The organism is Gemmatimonadaceae bacterium, assembly GCA_016720905.1.
Lineage (GTDB): Bacteria > Gemmatimonadota > Gemmatimonadetes > Gemmatimonadales > Gemmatimonadaceae > Gemmatimonas.
Genome location: JADKJT010000011.1, coordinates 1 through 17,082, shown reverse-complemented (window position 1 = coordinate 17,082; position 17,082 = coordinate 1). Strand labels below are relative to the sequence as shown.

The 17,082-nt window shown below is 64.6% G+C and carries 15 protein-coding genes; 9 read left to right on the top strand and 6 right to left on the bottom strand.

Annotated elements, in window-relative coordinates; genetic code table 11:
• Nucleotides 1–21: 21 nt before the first annotated feature.
• Both IPP90_10655 and IPP90_10650 read right to left on the bottom strand, forming a co-directional pair.
• Nucleotides 22–3,555 (bottom strand): hypothetical protein, encoded by a 3,534-nt coding sequence (locus IPP90_10655; GenBank protein MBL0171173.1) that lies wholly within the window; start codon nucleotides 3,553–3,555, stop codon nucleotides 22–24.
• A gap of 19 nt (nucleotides 3,556–3,574) precedes the next feature.
• Nucleotides 3,575–4,057 carry a hypothetical protein gene (locus IPP90_10650; protein MBL0171172.1) on the bottom strand — a complete coding sequence of 161 codons (483 nt, stop codon included), beginning with the start codon at nucleotides 4,055–4,057 and terminating at the stop codon, nucleotides 3,575–3,577.
• Nucleotides 4,058–4,387: 330 nt separating this feature from the next.
• Between IPP90_10650 and IPP90_10645 the strand changes: the two genes are divergently transcribed.
• From IPP90_10645 to IPP90_10610, 8 genes are all read left to right on the top strand, one after another.
• The gene (locus IPP90_10645; protein MBL0171171.1) at nucleotides 4,388–5,272 is read left to right on the top strand and encodes a methyltransferase domain-containing protein; all 885 of its coding nucleotides are present in this window, start codon (nucleotides 4,388–4,390) and stop codon (nucleotides 5,270–5,272) included.
• A 31-nt stretch (nucleotides 5,273–5,303) separates the two neighbouring features.
• On the top strand, nucleotides 5,304–5,609 hold the full coding sequence (locus IPP90_10640) for a hypothetical protein (protein ID MBL0171170.1): 306 nt from the start codon (nucleotides 5,304–5,306) through the stop codon (nucleotides 5,607–5,609).
• Nucleotides 5,581–8,232: an AAA family ATPase gene (locus tag IPP90_10635; GenBank protein ID MBL0171169.1), complete on the top strand. Its 2,652-nt coding sequence runs from the start codon at nucleotides 5,581–5,583 to the stop codon at nucleotides 8,230–8,232. The genes IPP90_10640 and IPP90_10635 overlap by 29 nt, the downstream gene beginning before the upstream one ends.
• A gap of 148 nt (nucleotides 8,233–8,380) precedes the next feature.
• Entirely contained in the window at nucleotides 8,381–10,474 is a 2,094-nt protein-coding gene (locus tag IPP90_10630) for a GAF domain-containing protein (protein ID MBL0171168.1), read from the top strand.
• 95 nt (nucleotides 10,475–10,569) lie between these two features.
• Nucleotides 10,570–11,211 carry a carboxypeptidase-like regulatory domain-containing protein gene (locus IPP90_10625; protein MBL0171167.1) on the top strand — a complete coding sequence of 214 codons (642 nt, stop codon included), beginning with the start codon at nucleotides 10,570–10,572 and terminating at the stop codon, nucleotides 11,209–11,211.
• Nucleotides 11,138–11,782, top strand: a complete 645-nt coding sequence (locus IPP90_10620) for a TonB-dependent receptor plug domain-containing protein (protein MBL0171166.1) — start codon at nucleotides 11,138–11,140, stop codon at nucleotides 11,780–11,782. The genes IPP90_10625 and IPP90_10620 overlap by 74 nt, the downstream gene beginning before the upstream one ends.
• Before the next feature lie 62 nt (nucleotides 11,783–11,844).
• Nucleotides 11,845–12,780: a TonB-dependent receptor gene (locus IPP90_10615; protein MBL0171165.1), complete on the top strand. Its 936-nt coding sequence runs from the start codon at nucleotides 11,845–11,847 to the stop codon at nucleotides 12,778–12,780.
• Nucleotides 12,683–13,078, top strand: a complete 396-nt coding sequence (locus IPP90_10610; protein MBL0171164.1) for a TonB-dependent receptor — start codon at nucleotides 12,683–12,685, stop codon at nucleotides 13,076–13,078. The genes IPP90_10615 and IPP90_10610 overlap by 98 nt, the downstream gene beginning before the upstream one ends.
• A gap of 21 nt (nucleotides 13,079–13,099) precedes the next feature.
• Here the strand turns inward: IPP90_10610 and IPP90_10605 are convergent, their stop codons facing one another.
• The 4 genes from IPP90_10605 to IPP90_10590 form a co-directional block, all read right to left on the bottom strand.
• Entirely contained in the window at nucleotides 13,100–13,612 is a 513-nt protein-coding gene (locus IPP90_10605) for a hypothetical protein (protein ID MBL0171163.1), read from the bottom strand.
• Nucleotides 13,613–13,651: 39 nt separating this feature from the next.
• Entirely contained in the window at nucleotides 13,652–13,867 is a 216-nt protein-coding gene (locus tag IPP90_10600) for a hypothetical protein (protein ID MBL0171162.1), read from the bottom strand.
• The gene (locus tag IPP90_10595; protein MBL0171161.1) at nucleotides 13,864–14,235 is read right to left on the bottom strand and encodes a hypothetical protein; all 372 of its coding nucleotides are present in this window, start codon (nucleotides 14,233–14,235) and stop codon (nucleotides 13,864–13,866) included. The genes IPP90_10600 and IPP90_10595 overlap by 4 nt, the downstream gene beginning before the upstream one ends.
• A 290-nt stretch (nucleotides 14,236–14,525) precedes the next feature.
• Nucleotides 14,526–14,936, bottom strand: a complete 411-nt coding sequence (locus tag IPP90_10590; GenBank protein MBL0171160.1) for a hypothetical protein — start codon at nucleotides 14,934–14,936, stop codon at nucleotides 14,526–14,528.
• A gap of 651 nt (nucleotides 14,937–15,587) precedes the next feature.
• On the opposite strand from IPP90_10590, the gene IPP90_10585 reads away from it, so the two are divergent.
• Nucleotides 15,588–16,922 (top strand): AarF/ABC1/UbiB kinase family protein, encoded by a 1,335-nt coding sequence (locus IPP90_10585; GenBank protein ID MBL0171159.1) that lies wholly within the window; start codon nucleotides 15,588–15,590, stop codon nucleotides 16,920–16,922.
• Nucleotides 16,923–17,082: the final 160 nt, after the last annotated feature.

Below are 17,082 nucleotides of genomic sequence, written 5' to 3'. Positions count from 1 at the left end.
CGCCGCGAAAGTAGTGACAGGTCATCCCACCGACTGATCCGGTCCGGGAGCGCTGGTCACCATCGGTGTCCGTGCTTCCGCGCCCACGTACCAGGATTCATCCCACGATTGCGCCAGCGGGAACATGCGATCGCGTTCCGTGCCCGTCGCGCCGCGCCACACCACGTGGTCGGGTTTCTGCGCGGCCCGCGAGAGTTCGTTGAAGAGCGCTTCGCGCTGCATGTCGCAGCGTTCCCGTGACAGGCGGACCAACTCGCGCAACGTATCACGTCGCGCAACGGTCTCGTCGCGAAGTCGTTGCATGCGTTTGTCGGCCGTCTCGCCAGGCGAATCCGGCGATTCGCTTGCTGCCGTTGCGGGAATGTTCGCGTCCATCGCCTGAAGCCTCTTGAGCAGTTCCTCGAGGTCCAGACGTTCCGCCCCGTGCGCGGCCTTGGTTGATTCGGGGGCCGCCGCGTCCGCGTGTTTCCACGGTGGCACGCCAGTCGCCACGCGCAGCGCGTTTTCGAAGGCGCGGTACTCCTCCAGCAGCAGCTCGAACAAACGCATATTGGCGTCGCTCAGCCGGCTGTGGTCTGCCGAGGGCCGGTAGTCGGCCGGCTTCCCCGGGGAGTCAGCGATACCGGTGATGGGCGTCCTCGCAATCTTCGTGACCAATTCCAGGAACTCGTGTCGCGCATCAGCGATGGCGGCGGCCGTGACGGGACCGGGTGACGGGGCCCCGAGCACTCCGGAACGACCCACCAGCGACGCCAGCTTTTCCCAGGTGTGTTCCATGGACAGGCGGGTTTCGCCAAACGCTTTCAACTGGGTCACCATCGCCTCCACTCGCCGCACCGGCGGCTCACCCGGGCGGCGTCCCACCTCGGCCAGGATTTCACTGAAGAACTGTGACTCCATGCGCGCGACGCCACCTTCGGAGACACCGGCGAGGCGCTCGGCGTATCGGGCCTCAAGCGACCGTCGTCCCGCGCGCCACCGCGCGTCCTCGCTCCAGTTCCCCCATTCCCGGGACAGCAGTGATTCCAGGATGATCTGCGGGTCGAGACTAAGCAGTGCGGACTCCGCCGAAATGTGCAGTGTCGGCGAGGGCGTCACTTGCGCACTGCCGCCCTCGCGTGCGGCGCGCGTGAGGCGCCGCGCATCGCCTTGGTCCAGCATGTCCACCGCGCTGTCCGGCACGCGGACATGTTCGGTGTCGCCGAAGAACGTGGGAAGCGCGCGTGACGCTGTCCAGCCCTGACCGCCCGCGCGATACTCCACGTTTTCTCCCAGCGACTCATCCATCGTCACCGACATCCAGAACGGGCGCTGCGGCTGCAGGCCGAAAATGATTCCCATGCCATCGCCCGGCATCTGCTGGCCCACCAATCCAAGCAGCTGCGCCACCGGGCGTGTGGGATAATCGTGGATGAAGACGGTCAAGGGCTCTTCGATCTCACGAAGATCCAGCACTTCCGTGAGCGTCCGCTGCACGCGCACCAGCGACTGGTAGCAGGCAGAGAATGGCTCGGCGACATCGCGATACTGCTTGAGCGTGTAATACGACACCGGCATGCCGTTGCCGAGGACTTCAAGGGCGAGCCGACGCCCGGCATCGAGCAGGCTTGACGACACGTCCTGCTCGGACTCCTGGGTGTTTTGCGTGACATGCCAATTGCTGATGGCCCGTTTGCGCCGCAGTTCGGACTTGAGGATGTTCCCCCACGTATCCGCCAGCGACCGCCAGTCCTCTTCCACGTCCAGCTCGGCCGGTCGCCCGGACTCCACGCGCAGAATGGTGCGTTGCTGCGCCTTCTCGCCAAGCCCGACCGCCGGCAGCACTTCGGCACGCACCTGCAGCAGCGACTGCACCACATCACTCGATGGCCCGTCCAGTGACATCCACTGGTTCTCCGGCACCACGAATCCCGCACTCGTGGTGGGAATCCCCAGCACTTCCGTGTTCGCCGCCGCCGCCGTCGCATTGTCAACGAAGGTGAACGCCGACACGACGCCGACGCCAACGAACACGGGCTTTCCCTCCTTCATTTCGAATCGCCGGATCGGAATGAGGAAGGACAACTCGTAGTTGGCCCAATCGCCGACATTGTCTGATGTCGATGTCACCTCACCCACGCTGGTCGCCACGAGGTAGACATGCGCAAACTCGCCCTCGTCCGGGGCCCAGAGTGACATGGGCAGGTTGTTCGCGCAGTCTCCCGGCGACAGGGCTTCGTTGTAGGTGGTGTTCAGGAAACCCTGCAGCGTGTCCTTCCACGCGAGCAGCGGCAGCACGCGAATGGTGGTGTTCGTGAAATGAAACGGGCCGGCCACGGTGCGATTGGCCGATCCCAGCGTGGTGTTGAAGAGTTTGTCTTCCTTGCGGTCGCTCCCCACGGTGAGCGGATATTTCCGGCCGTCCGGGCCGTTCCAGATGCCCTCATGCGATCGCCAGGCCAGGTTGGTCCCCGGCGAATATTCCATGTCCACGTTGAACCAGTACGGCGCGACCGGTTTGAGCACCGCGACGTCACATCCCGTCCCCTTCCACTGGCGCGCCACTTCAAGGCCCAGCGTCTCGACAATCGGGAGTGACGGCCAGCGATGCATGATGACGGAGTACCCGCCCGACGCGTCGCCCGCGAGGAGACGTTCCTCGCCCATCATGCCACCCGCGTTATAGGCGGTCAGTCGCATCGGGGCGTTCGTTACCGCCTGATAGGCATATTCATCGGGGCGTTCGGCACGCCGGAATTGCTTCAGGTTGATCGTGTTGGCGCACAGGTTCGGCCGGGTCGGGACCACCATCTTCGCCAGGCGATTGACCATGGCGAGATAGTTGTCGGTGCTGGCTCCGGGATGTGTCGGCATCACGCCGAGTCCTGCGAGCAAGCCCACCGCATCGCGCGACAGCCCCACCACCGATTCCGCGAGGTTGCGGGCAATGGTCCACGGCGCCAACGGTGAATTGGGGTCGAACGGCAACCGCAAGTGCGACATGGGCGCATCGCGCTGGACTTCCAACAACGGTTTCATTTCCAGCCGCTTGCCCGAATACAACTCGGAGAACACCGACGTGCGAACCAGCGCTTCGCGCACCGGCGCCTTGGCATCGCGCAGCCAGTCGTTGGTGGTGGGCTCCAGCGCGGCATTGGTCTTGGGCCAGCCATACACCGTGCGTCCCACGGTCATGGACAGTTCGTCGTCCACGTAGATGAACGGCGCAATCGTGGCCCAGTCGTGGAACTGCCACTTCCCGTTTACAACCTTGTACCACTCCAGCGGAATGCTGAACAGGATTTCGCGTTGCGCCAACCACCCGTAGTTTCCCACCTCGATCGCCATGCGGCCGTAATCGAGCAACATCAGGGTGACGAACGGTGCGGGCACACGAAAGCGCCCGAGTTCTGGCGGGATGTGATTGAGGTAGCTGTCGACGAACCGCTGCAGCGATCCCAGACTGGCCCGCAACGGAAACGCGCGCGCCGACATGCCCTCGAACGGGAATGGTGGCTGCACCGGCAGCGAGACGCCCGGCATCTCCACGAACTTCGGCAGCGGCAACGGGGGCACGATGGGCGTTCTCCCAGGATTATCCGACAAGGGAGGCCAACTGGACGGTGACCTGGCCTCGGCGATTGCCCCCGCCGTCCTTGATTTCACCCTCGTATACCCCGGGAGGCTGATCGTCGGGTACCGTGACACTCACCGTGACATGACCCTCGCGGCACGCAATGGCCACGCCCAGCAGAGGCAGCGCATCGGCGTCTTTCGCTGGTGACAACGGATCTACCGTCAGCAGCATGTATTCGGCGTCCGGATCCAACGCTACCGTGACCGTTGCCGGCGCCCGCGAGCTTACTTGCACACTCTGTCGCGCGTCGAGGGTGCGCGGACCGCCGGACATGGCCGTGGCAAACTGGTTCATCGCCGCAGCGCCCCCGGGAACCACCGCCGACAGTGAGTTGCCGACGATCCTGGCCGCCTGTATCCATGTTCCCAACAGCGGTTGAATCACGGGTCCCAACGGGCCCCAGACGTCGCTCGGACCGTGCTCCGGCTGCTTTTCACTCACGTGTGTCCTCGGGGGAAGGTCGCTGATTGACGATCACGATACAGCGTGACTCACGCGAGCGATAGCACGGAGGACACGGTCGCGTCCCCCACACGTGCCCCCCCTCGCAGGCGCCGGAACTGAGTACCTGGCCACGGCCCACCATGCGCGCCTGGTAAGCAGAGGGACGCAAAATTGCCATGGCGGCCCAAAGGCGGCGACCTCATGCGATTGACAATCGTGGAGCCCGGGATGTCTCTTACCCGAGCCAATCCAGCGGAGATGCGTCCTCGCTACGGACGCGACCTCGTTCCCGGATTGGCCCACTTCGCGAAACCTCTAACCCAAGCAATGCAGCGATCGACCGATTCTCAGCCTGGAGTTGGCGGCGATGTGCGTCGCGCGGTAGTCCAATACTACGACAATACGTGGGTGGACTATCGCTTGGCGTGGCTCAACGGCAGCAACATGGCGATTCACTTCGGATTCCATGACGAGCGGCACCGAGCCCACGGCGCGGCGCTGGAGAATACGAACCGTGTGTTGGCCGACATCGTGGGTGTGAAAGCCGGCGAACGCATTCTGGACGCTGGCTGCGGGATCGGCGGCAGCAGTTTGTGGCTGGCGCGCAACCTCGGCGCTGAGGTGGTTGGCATCACCCTGGTGCCCAGTCAGGTGCGACGCGCGCGTCTCCAAGCCGACCGACAGGGACTGGGTGGGCAGGTGCGCTTTGAGGTCGCCGACTACACCGACACCAAATTGGACGACGCATCCTTTGACGTGGTGTGGGCGCTGGAGAGCCTCTGTCACGCGCCGGTCAAGGAGGCGTTTTATCGGGAAGCCGTCCGCGTCCTGCGCCCCGGCGGGCGACTGGTTGTCGCCGAGTACTTTCGCACCCGGCGTGGGATGCCGTCAGCCGACGAGGCGGTGGTCAGAGAGTGGCTCGACGGCTGGGAGATCCCCGACATCGACACGCGGGACGAGCACGTCGAGGCGGCCGCACGGGCCGGTCTGGTGTCTGTTGGCGTTGAAGATCACACGGACGCCACGCGTCCCTCCCTGCGACGTGCACACGATCGCGCGCGGATGGCGCATCCCCTGCTGACGGCCTGCCACATGCTCGGCGTCCGCAACCGTATCCAACACCGCAATGCCGTCGCCATCCGACGCCAGTATCAGGCGCTGATGCGCGACACATGGTTCTACGCCGTCTTGACGGCAAGGAAGCCGGTATAGTCCGGCACGTTTTGCGACCGGTGCGCGTGACATGAAACTGGGTGGCTATTCCGTGGGCGACGCCGTCTGGGAAGAGTCTGCGTCTGCCGTGTATACCGCGACCGAGACGGGAACGAATCGTCGCGTCCTGATTCGGGTTCCGAGAGTGGCTGGTCGCTCGCCGGACAGCGCCGACCGGCTGCGCCGCGATTTTGACATCGCGCGGAGCTTGCCACCTGAACTGGTGGTGGCGCCGATTGCGCTGGAACGATTCGAGTCGGGGGTCGCGCTGGTCCTCGAGGACGGCGGCGCCCCCGCTGCATCAAGTGGTGGCGGTACGACGGCCCGACTTGCTTGAAGTGCTCGAGATTGGCGCCGGTCTGGCCACGGTTATGGGGCAGGTGCACGCGCGGCGCATCATCCACAAGAATCTTTCCCCGCATAGCGTCTGGTATGATCAGTCGCGATCCGAGATTCGGCTGACGGACTTCAGCATCGCGGGGCGTATCGCCGACGACGGATACCAGATTCCGCTGGCCGGTCACATCGAGGGGTTGCTGACACACATCGCGCCCGAGCAGACCGGTCGATTGGTCCGCGTGGTGGATCACCGGGCCGATCACTACGCGATCGGCATCATCCTGTATCAACTGCTGACGGGACGACTCCCGTTCAGTTCCGTGGATCCGCTGCAAATTGTGCACGCGCACCTGGCCCGCATCCCCACGGCACCGCACGAGCTGGATGCGGCGATCCCGGCCGCGGTGTCAGGCATCGTCATGAAGCTGCTGGCCAAGGCACCGGACGAGCGCTATCAGAGCGCCTACGGTCTGCGAGCCGACCTGCTGTCGTGCGCGGTCCAGTTGCGCGCCAGCGCGCGCGTCGAGGCGTTTCTTCTCGGCACGCACGATTCGTTCGAAACGTTTCAGATTTCGCAACGATTGTACGGGCGCGATGCGGCGCATGCCGCGCTCTTCGAGGCGTTTGCGCGCACGGCGAAGGGTGCCACCCAGTTGGTGCTGGTGCGGGGCGCACCGGGTGCCGGCAAGTCGGTCCTCGTCAACGAACTGCAGAAAACCATTCTCGGGGCCAACGGACACTACGTCTCGGGCAAGTTCGATCAGTATCGCAACGACGTCCCGTATGCGGGCATCGTGCGCGCCCTGCGGGATCTGGTGGGGCAGATCCTCAGCCGATCGGATCATGAACTGGCGGCGTGGCGTGAAAAGCTGCTGGCCGCCATCGGATCCCGCGGACAAGTGCTGGTTGATGTCATTCCCGCACTGGAATTGATCACCGGACCGTGCCCGCCGGTGCCCAGCCTGCCGGTCGAGGAAGATCGCAACCGCTTCAACTTCGTCTTTCGCGACTTCACGCGCGCACTGGCGGATGCCGCACATCCGCTGGTGCTGTTTCTCGATGATCTGCAGTGGGTGGACGCCGGTTCGCTCAGCCTGCTGCAGCTGCTGCTGACCGATCCCGCCACGCAGCACCTGCTCGTGGTTGGGGCCTATCGGGATGGTGAAGTGCAGCCCGGCAGTCGCTTGTTGGGCACACTCGACGCGCTCGAGTCCGACAACGTGCATGTCCAGCGCATCGACCTCCCGCCGCTCGCCGTCGAGCACGTGCAGGGGCTGGTGCAGGATACGCTGCGATGTGGTGAATCCGCCGCGCACGCACTCGCTGAGCTGGTGCACAAGAAGACCGAGGGGAATCCGTTCTTCGTGAGTCAGTTTCTGCAGTTCCTGTACGACGAAGGACTGCTCGCCTTCGACCGGGAGTTCGGCCGGTGGACATGGGATCTGGAGCGGATCGAGTCGGAGGGCATCACCGACGACGTGGTGGACCTGATGACCACCAGGATCACGCGACTGTCGGAAGAGGGGCAGCGGACGCTGAAACTCGCGGCGTTTCTGGGCAACGAGTTCACGTTGCGGACCATCGCCACGGTGTGCGAACGCACGTCCGCGGATGTGCTGCAGGAATTGCGCAGCGCGCGACGTGAGGGACTGCTGGTGGCCCGCGCCGATCGGGCCGGCGCCGCGGATCTCCGGCCGCACACGGGCGAGGGGAACACATTCCGATTCCTGCATGATCGGGTGCAACAGGCGGCGTACGCCCTGACACCGCAGGCGGAGCGGGCCGCGATACATGTGCAGATTGGCCGACTGCTGCAGGCGGCCATGTCGGCGGAGGAACTCGCGCTCGCGCCGTTTGAAGTGGTGAACAACCTGAATCGCGGGATCGACCTCCTGACAGGGGCGGACGAGCGACGCCAGCTGGCTGAGCTGAATCGCCGCGCGGCGCGCCGGGCACAGTCGACCACGGCGTACGACGCCGCGCTCACCTACCTGAACACGGGCCTGTCGCTGCTCGGCGACGATTGCTGGGAGCGGGATTACGATTTGGCCTACGACCTGTACTCCCGCCGACTGCAGGTGGACTTTGTCACGGGCGCGTTCGATGCGGCCGACCGGACCTTCGCCGTGCTGCGGGCGAAGGTCACCGATCCGATTGACCGTGCGTACGTGGCGACCCAGAAGATCATCATCGACACCGCGTCCGACCGCGCCGACGCGGCGATCGCGTTGGGTCTTGCCGCGCTCCGTGAACTCGGTGTCCGCATCCCGGCCAAGGCAAATGCCGTTCACGTGATCGTTGAACTCGTGAAGAACCGGCTCATGATGTTGCGTCGCCGACCCACCCACCTGGTGAACCTGCCCGAAATGAGCGACCGGAGGCTGCAAGCGGTGCTGCAGATCCTCAAGGTCATTTCTGTGGCCGCGTATATCCAGAATCCGTACTTGATGGCACTGATCGCGGCGAAGATCACCAATATGTCCATCCGCTTCGGCAATGGTCCGGCGTCGCCGCAGGGATACGTGCTGCACGGTCTGGTCATCGGGTCGCTCACGGGCGACTACCAGGCGGGCTACGACTTCGGACAGGCCGCGGTCACCCCTGAGCGAACGCTTCGATGATATTGGGGTCCGCTGCAACGCACTTTACGTCTTCTCGGGGTTCATCAACCCCTGGGTCAGACCGATCGCCACGAGTCTGCCAATCCTGGGGCAGGCCTATCAACTGGCCATCGACGCGGGGCACAATGACTATGTGGTGTACGCCATCATGACGGAGACGTTCACGCATGTGGCGCTGGGCACGCCGCTTGACGAACTCCGGGCGATCGTCGATCGGCACCAGCGATTTGCCGATCAGTCGAAGAACGATTTCGGCATTCTCATGAATGTCAGCAGGCAGTGGATCAACGTGCTTCAGGATCGCGCAGATGGCGTGAACGGGAGCTCGCTTACCTTCGCCCAGTCGCCATACGCCGCCGAGATTGTTGGCGGTGACAACGCCACCAGACTGGTGCACTTGCTGCTGTACCAGCTGCGTCTGGCCTATCACCTGGGTGAATACGAGACGGCGGCCGTAACGGGAGAGCAGACTGACGCACTGATCGACCGGGTGCTCGGCCAGATCCAGTGTTCCGAGCACTACTTCTATTTCGGACTGTCGGCCGCAGCCATGGTCCGCATGCGGCCAGCCGAGCGGTCCAAGTGGGTGCGCGTGGTCAACAAGTGCCGACGGAAGCTCGCCAAGTGGACGACCACGTGTGCGGAGAATTTCGAAGACCGGATGCTGTTGCTTGACGCGGAATCGCAGGCGCTGAAGAACCCGGAGTCGGCGCTCGGCAAATTTGACGAGGCTATCGCGTCGGCCGAGCGACACGGGTTCACGCACAACGCCGGCACCGGAAACGAACTGGCCGGACGGCTCTCGCTGGCACTGGGGCGACGGACGGTCGCCACGGTCTATCTGCGGGCCGCAGTGAACGCGTACGCGCGTTGGGGCGCGTTCGCGAAAGTGCGCAGACTCGCCGCCGAGTTCTCCGAACTGGGAGTGAGCGCGGCTCCGGATACGCCGATTGCCCGCCCGACGCAGGGCCACTGGGACGTCGGCGGTACAGGGGAGACGATGGATCTCGACTCCCTGCTCAAGTCGGCGCAGACCATTTCCGGCGAGCGGCAGCTTGACCGGCTATTGGATCGCTTGCTGCGGCTGGTGCTGGAGAATGCCGGTGCCGAGCGTGGCTGCGTGATGGTCAGTCGCAACGGGGAGCTGCTCATCGAGGCAAGCGGTTCGGTGGAGGACGCCGCGATCACGGTCTTGCAGGCGGAGTCGGCGGAGGCGAGTACCGAACTGTGCTATCCCATCGTGCAGTATGTCGCACGCACCAAGGGCGATCTGGTGTTGGCCGACGCGCGCAGTGACGCGCGCTTCAGGACCGATGCGTACGTCGTTCGCCGGCAACCGAAGTCGGTGCTGTGCTTCCCGGTGCTCAAGCAGGGCGAGTTGATTGGCCTGCTATACCTCGAGAACAACTTGACCACCGGCGCGTTCACGCCGCAGCGATTGCAGGTGCTGCAGTTGATCGCGTCCGAGGTGGCAACAGCGATCGAGAACGCGCGCCTGAGCGAAAATCTGCTGCTCAGCGCGCACGCCCTGGAAATTGCCCGAAGCAAGGTTGACCTGCTGGAGAAGGCGAAGGTGGAGTTGGCGAAGTTCGTCCCCAAGTCGGTGCAGCGGGCCATCGAGGAAAATCCCGATGCGCCGAATCTGGAAAAGCGCGCGGCCGATGTGTCCGTGCTGTTCCTCGATCTCGCGGGCTACACGCGCATGTGTGAGGTGTTGGGGACTGATCGCGCCCACGACACGGTGCAGCGCTACTTCTCCAGTTATCTGGTGGAAGTGATCGACAACGGTGGTGAAATTGCCGAAACGGCCGGCGACGGCCTGATGATTCTCTTCCAGGACCCGGACCCCCGCGTGAATGCCACCGATGCCGCGCGGGCCGCCCTGGCGATCCGCCGCAAGACGCTCGAGCTCAATGCCACCGCCGCGCGGGACGGCGAGGCGGTGGTGGTGAATATCGGGATCAATTCGGGGCCCGTCTCGCTGGGCGCCACGAAGTTCGAGAGTGCGGCCGGGACACGATACACGTATACTGCCTCAGGCTCCACCACGAATCTGGCAGCGCGGGTCGGTGCGGTCGCGACCGAAGGGACCATCCTCCTCACGTCCGATACGGCTCGGCGCATCGAAGCGCGGTTCGCGCTGTCCGATCAGGGTCGACGCGTGTTGAAGAACGTGGCCGAACCCGTGTGGATCTACTCGCTGGATGCGGAAAGGCCAGCCGATCTTGGCACGACGCGGTAAACGGGCAGCCACAGCACTGGACGCTCGCGGTCGTTTCCTCGGACTCAGGAGAAGCACCGATATGCGTCAGGATTCCGGATTCTCGCGCGGATGCTGTGTTCGCCGGCTGCATCGGGCTGCTCTCTTCATGCTGGCTGTCGGTGCGCCCGCTCGCGCGCGTGTCAGCGCAAGACGGCGGGACGGTGGTGGGCGTTGTCGTGCACGCCACGTCCCAGCTGGCCATCGAGTCGGCGCGACTGGAGGTCGAGGGAACCCGCGTGCGTGCGGTGACAGATCGCGATGGACGATTCCGTCTGGCCGACGTTCCCGCCGGCGCACGGACGTTGATGGTGTCCTGGATGTCGTCGGGCTCGCAGCGGGTGCCGATACAGGTGGCGAAACGCGGCACGATCGAATTGCGCATCGAGTATCGCAGCCATCCGTTTGCGTTGTCGGAAATCCGGGTGACGGCGGGGTCCCGAGTGCCACAGTGGGTGGTCGAGGCCCCCATCGCCATCGCCGTCGTGGACCGCGTGGAGGCTCGCAACTACGCCGCCACCGGGCAGCTGCCGCAGGTCATCAAAGGCCTGCCAGGGCATGGATGTCTCGCCGAATGGCATTCACGACTTCAACGTGAACACGTGTGGCTTCAACTCCGATCTGGCCCAGCGCATGCTGGTGCTGATGGACGGACGCGACCTGGCGATCCCGTTCCTCGCGGCTCAGGAATGGAGTGCGCTGTCCCTGCCCATCGATGACTTCGAGCGCATTGAAGTCGCGAGAGGGCCGTCGGCGGCGCTGTACGGCGCCAATGCGTACAACGGCGTGATCAACCTCATCAGCCCCGCTCCGCGCGACGTCATTGGCAGCCGCGTGGCGGTGTCTGGTGGTGAACTCGGCACCGTGCGCGTTGACCTGCGGCATGCGAAGGTCTTCGGCCGCGCGCAACAGTTCGGCGTGCGCGCCAACGTGGGTCTTTCGCGCAGCGACGATTGGCATCTTTCACGCACGAACCTCGGAGATCTGGAGCGGGAGTATGGGCGCCGCGTGGATACCGCGGACTATCCCGTGCACACACCCGCACCGGGTTTCGAGGTGCTGCCGTTGAACGGGCAGCGTCTGACTGGCCTGCCAGGCGCGGCCACCGGCACCCCTGATCCGGTCGAAAACGTGTATGGGACCGCGCGGCTCGATTACTATCGCCCCAGCGGTGCCATCGGCACGCTGGAAGGCGGTGCGGCACGCACGGCCAATCAACTGTTCATGACCAATGTGGGGCGTTTTCAGGTGGATCACGCCTGGCGACCGTGGGCGGGCCGCGTGGACTGATCGGCGGTACTACGTCATGGGCTGGTATTCCGGACGCAGTTCCGACCAGCATTCGATGGCCAGTGGTGCCGATCGAAGAGCAGTCCAGCCTGTTGCATGTGGAAACGCAATGGAACGGAGCGGCGCGGAATGACCGGGTGAAATTCGTGCTGGGTGGATCCTATCGACGGAGCCTGGTGGATTCCCGCGGCACGTTGGTCGCCGCCGCAGACGATGCGCGTAACGATTGGTCGGGCGGCGCGTTTGGTCAGGTGAAATTCGAACTCAGGCCGGGTCTGAGCATCGTCGCGGCCGGTCGCGCGGATGGGTCCGATCTGTACGACGCACAGTTCTCACCGAAGTTGGCGATGGTGTATGCACCCACGCCGGTGCAGTCGCTGCGCGCGTCGGTCGGCAAGGGATTTCAGACGCCGCGGATGACGAATTTCTTTCTCCACGTGCCGCTGGGACTGCCGGCGGACTTGCGCGCGCTGGAGGGAGGGCTGCGCACCGCGCTTGGATCGGCGTTGGCGAATGTGCCGTCCGGCACGCTGTTCACGCAGTCCGGTGCCGTTCCCGCGCTGGCCCTGGGCAATCCCACACTCGACGTGGAGCACGTGACGAGTTACGAGGTCGGATTCCGGCGGGAGATTGCGCGTCGTGTCAACCTCACGCTCGACGGGTACTACTCGGTGGTGAGGGATTTCGTCAGTGCGCTGCTGCCGTATGCGAATCCGACGTTCGGTCGGTGGACGGCGCCCGCATCGGTCGACGCATCGGCGCGCGGGGCCGTGGAATCCGCCGTGGTGGCGGCGCTGGGCCAGCCTCGGGCCTTACGCGCCTGCAGGACGCCGCAGGCACCACGGCCATTGTCTACCCTACGGAAACGCCGGTCGGGCGACGGAACGGGAGTGGAAGTCGGTGTCGCTGTCGAACTCAGCAAAGCGCATCCGCGTGGATGGGAATTACTCGTATTTCGGGTACACCATCGACGAAGGGGTGCCGTTGGTGCCCGGTGATCTGATTGCGCCCAACACGCCCAAACACAAAGGAAACCTGCGGGCGTCGTACACGGCCGGACGTTTCGATGCATGGGGTGGTGTGAATGTCACCTCCGCCCACGAATGGTCATCGGGGTTCTTTCAGGGTCGTATTCCATCCAGCCAGCGGATTGACGCTGGGGCGGGCTATCTGGTGCGTCCACGCGTCCGACTGCACACGATTGCCACCAACCTGTTCGACCAGCGCACGTACCAGATCTACGGTGGATCGATCGATCGCCGACGCGTCCTCGCCGGCGTGACCGGCACATTCTGAACGGCGGTCGTGCCGGCGCCGCTAGCGTGACTCGCCAATCACCGTACGCGGATAGCCCGGAGATAGCACGCGAGGCCTGCAGTCCTGACATGGTGGCGGTCTCCACGCAGCCGCCGCAGATGCCGGTATCGGTCCAGTCCCTGGCAAGCACCAGATTTTCAAAACCGGATTCGTGGGCCTTGAGGCGATACTTCGTCGTGCCCGCCGTGTTGGCACATAGCGCTCGGTGCCGTGCGTGTTGGCACGATGATATTGCGCGTCCATGCGCGCCGCACCGAGGGCCGCCTCGGGATCGACCAGGAGATCCCAGGCAAGCTCGCCGTCCTCGCGGACAAAGCCCGGCCAGAGCGCCGTGGCGTATGCCGAGAGCCATTGCACCGACTCGCGTAGCACATACTGACTGTTGCCCTTGACGGTGGTCGCCTGTGCCGCGTCTTCCGCGTCGTGGTATCGTGCCGAGAAAGTAGGCCACGGTGTGCGGCCGAAGATGGTCCGGCCAACCCGCTGGCGGCGAGATGGCTGGAAGTCGGCCACGTGTGAAACGGTTGGGCGTACGCACCAAGCACCGCTCGCCTACTGACCTGATCGGGGAGGGATCAGGCGCCAGCCCATCTGCTCGACGGACGGTTGAAGCCAGAGTTGCACCGCCTGTGTCGCCACCGTCTCCACGCCGCTCAGCATGTGCTTCCACTTCACACCTGCCGGGCCAGCGGTTCGGTGGATTGACAGGGCCATGGCCGGGATGCCCAGAATGACGCGGTCGAAGTCGCGTCCCGCCTGCAACGTCACGGCGCCCGCCGTTGTGCCACCACCGGCATTCGCTTCCAGACGGCTGTCACTGGCGGCCACCCGCGCGCGCAGGCGCTCGCCATCAACGAGTTGATCATAGCGCGGCCCGATGGCCAGCAGCGCAGTCCGTTGATGTCGATCAACGGATCGTATCGTCCGTCGCGCGGTTCCGCCTGGCGCTCGATATGAATGGTCTGGATGCGCGACGCATCCGGTGAGAGCTCCAGCTCGCGTACTTGATGGAAGAACTTGAACTGCACACCACGCTGTACCAGCACGTCGTAGTATGGGGCAAAGATCGTGTCGCCCATTCCCGACTGCATCTCCCACATGAAGGCGCCCTGATACTGGAAGCACCCGCGCAGCATGATGTTGATGGCGACCCCGGCGGCGCGTTTTCATTGGCGGGGTCGGTCCAATCGCCATGTCGATACGCGAGCGCGAGGTTGTAGGCGCGCAGAAACGCACAATCCAGCGTGGCCGGTTCGCAGCCGTGGGTGCGCAGGAACTCGCGCAACTCCAGTTCGTCCAGCGCGTAAGGTGCGTTCGCCGGTGCCGACGCCTTCGTCGATCAGTCCGACCGTCACGGTCAACAGCATGTCGAGCATCGCGGTCAATCGCCGCAGCGTGTCATGGTCGTCGAACTCGCCGGCGCGCATCACCGCGTGTACCCGTCCCCGCAGTGCGTCGGCGAGGCGCCGGACGCGGCGGCATCGCGCCGCGCTCTGACGTTGATCCGCGCTGATTGCGCCAGAAACAGCAGCACGTCGGGCAGCCCTGTTCGAGCACGCCGGGCAGTGAGACCGTACGCCAAACACCGTGGCGAGAAACGTTCTGCCCCTCTGGATCCGCGCGCAGCATCGCCCGCGCGGCTCAGTATCCAGCCGCGCAGCATGCGCAGTTGTCCGTACATCGAGGCGTAGCGCCCGCCCGGCACGTCGGGGGTGCGGGGAAAGCAGATGTCCCATCGTTTCCACAACGTCTTGTGCCTGTCCATCAAGGTGGCGAGGCTTTGCGGCTTGAACGCCTCCCGCCAGCTGGCCAGTGGCTTGCCCAGCGTCGCGGCCAAGCTCGCGGTAACACTCTCCTGATGAGGCGAAAAGCGCTGTGGTACCATCCCATCCAAATGTGGAGTCCGTGTTCCTCGATACGCTGATGAAACCGCGCGTTCCGACCGCTCGCGCCTTTGCCGCCAAGCCGCATCCCATCTGGTAGATGGTGACCTCGTGGTCCTGATGTGCCGGATTGTCCGGCGAGGTGAGCGCAAAGGCCGCCGAAATCGCGCCCGACGCCACCGCCCAGAATGGCAACGCGCATCTTCTTCGGCTTCGGGCGAGTGGTCATTGCGTCTAGTCGGGGTTGGTTCGCGCTCGTACTTTCCGGCTGGCAGAAAGTATACTGGGCGGCCTTCCAGTGGCACTGACACAAAACTGGGGGCGGTTGGCTCGACAGCGACGAAGGCCTGAAGACGACGTGTTGCTGGCGACGATCGTCGCGGGTCTTCCGTTGCCCGTCGTGCTGATTACGCGGTCGATCCGGGCACCGTTCCTCCTCGCCCGGCGTCATCGTCGTGCGAGTGACCGAGGACTGCTGCGTCGCCGATATCCGGTGTTCGGGCCGCGATTGCTCCGGTGGCAGCTGGAGAGGTTGAGCAGCAGGCTTTCGCTAAGATCGGGCAGCTGCTGGCGCACCGTCACGATGTCTGCCCGACCGCTACTGCATGGAGTTCGCGAGCATTCTCGACGACCTCCCGTCGGTACCCACGCCGTTGATCACGAAGCGGATGGTGCGCGCCCTGCATCTGGAATCGCTCGAACAGCGCTTCGCCGAATTCGAAGTGATGCCGCTCAGCGCAGCGTCCATTGCGCAAGTCCATCGGGCCAGATTGCTGGACGGCACGCGGGTGGTGGTCAAAGTGATGCGGCCGGGCATCGAGAAACGATTCCGTGTCGACCTGGCAATCGCCGGCACGTGCGCGCGCCTGCTGGCCTGGCATCAGGCATTTCGTCGCATGGGTATTCGCGCGCTGGCCAACGAGCTTCATCAGCTGACGTGCGAGGAACTCGACTTTACCCGAGAGGTGCGCAACTTCCGGCAGCTCCGGCAACGGATGCTGGACGACGACATCGATCACTATTGTCCCGTCGTCTATCCGGAGCTCAGTGCGCTGACGGTCATCACGATGGAAGAGATCGTGGGCGTGTCGGTGAAGACCCTGATGCAGGCGTCGTCGGCGGCGCGGGGCACACCGGCGGACCGTAGGTCGGCGGACCGTCCTGAACGATTGGCGGCCATCGCGCAACTCGCCCAATGGGCGCACTCGGCATCACCGGAACGCACCGCGCGGTTGCTGGTGCGCTCGTTTCTCGAACAAGCCATGCGACATCGGCTGTTTCGCCGATCCGCACGCGGCGAATATGATCGTCATGAAGGGCGGTACGTTGGCGGGATCGATCTGGGCATGATCGGGTGGCTCGACGAGGCGCCTGTGGGGAACATGAATTCCGGTTGCGCCGAGGCGATCGCCGAGGGCTTACTGGATGCCGCTTATCGTCACCTGCTGGCCACCGTCGAACCGCCGCCCCGCCGATCTCGCAGTTCGAGGCGGAATTCTAGGCGCATCCTGCGTGACTGGCTGGCGCGGAGGTGGAGCAGCCCAGTGAGGAGCCTGGACGCTAGCGGCGTTGAGCGGCGCGCAATTTTCACCTGTTCTCGCAAACCCTGGCGCGGTGCGTCGTGCGGACTGCGACTGCCGCGCCGCTGGTACGGCTTTATCGCACCATCATCATCGGGGACATGGTCGTGTCGCAGCTGGACCCGGAGCGTGAACAGGCAGAGTCTCATTCGCGATTTCGTAGCGGACGAACGACTCGACAGACCGTCGATCTTTGCGAACGTGGACCGAGTCTGGTCAACGCCCGCGCGGCGATCGAACTGGCGGTGGAGGGGCCGGACCTCCTCGTCGACGCGTGAAGCGTTCCAGGAAACCGGCGTCGTCGGCGAACGCGCGAACGCGATCCATCAGCCGGTCGGCCCGGGCAGGTACGGCGGTTGATCGGGCGGGTAGAAGCTAGCGGTGACCGCGACCGCCTCGAATTATTCGTCGCACCACGGCTGCCGGTTGACTGGTTGCCGGGGCTCCTGACGCCTGGAATCGAAGCCGTGCGGCCATACGCGTGGTGGACGGCGGGTCGGACTCGTGGCAATCTGGATGC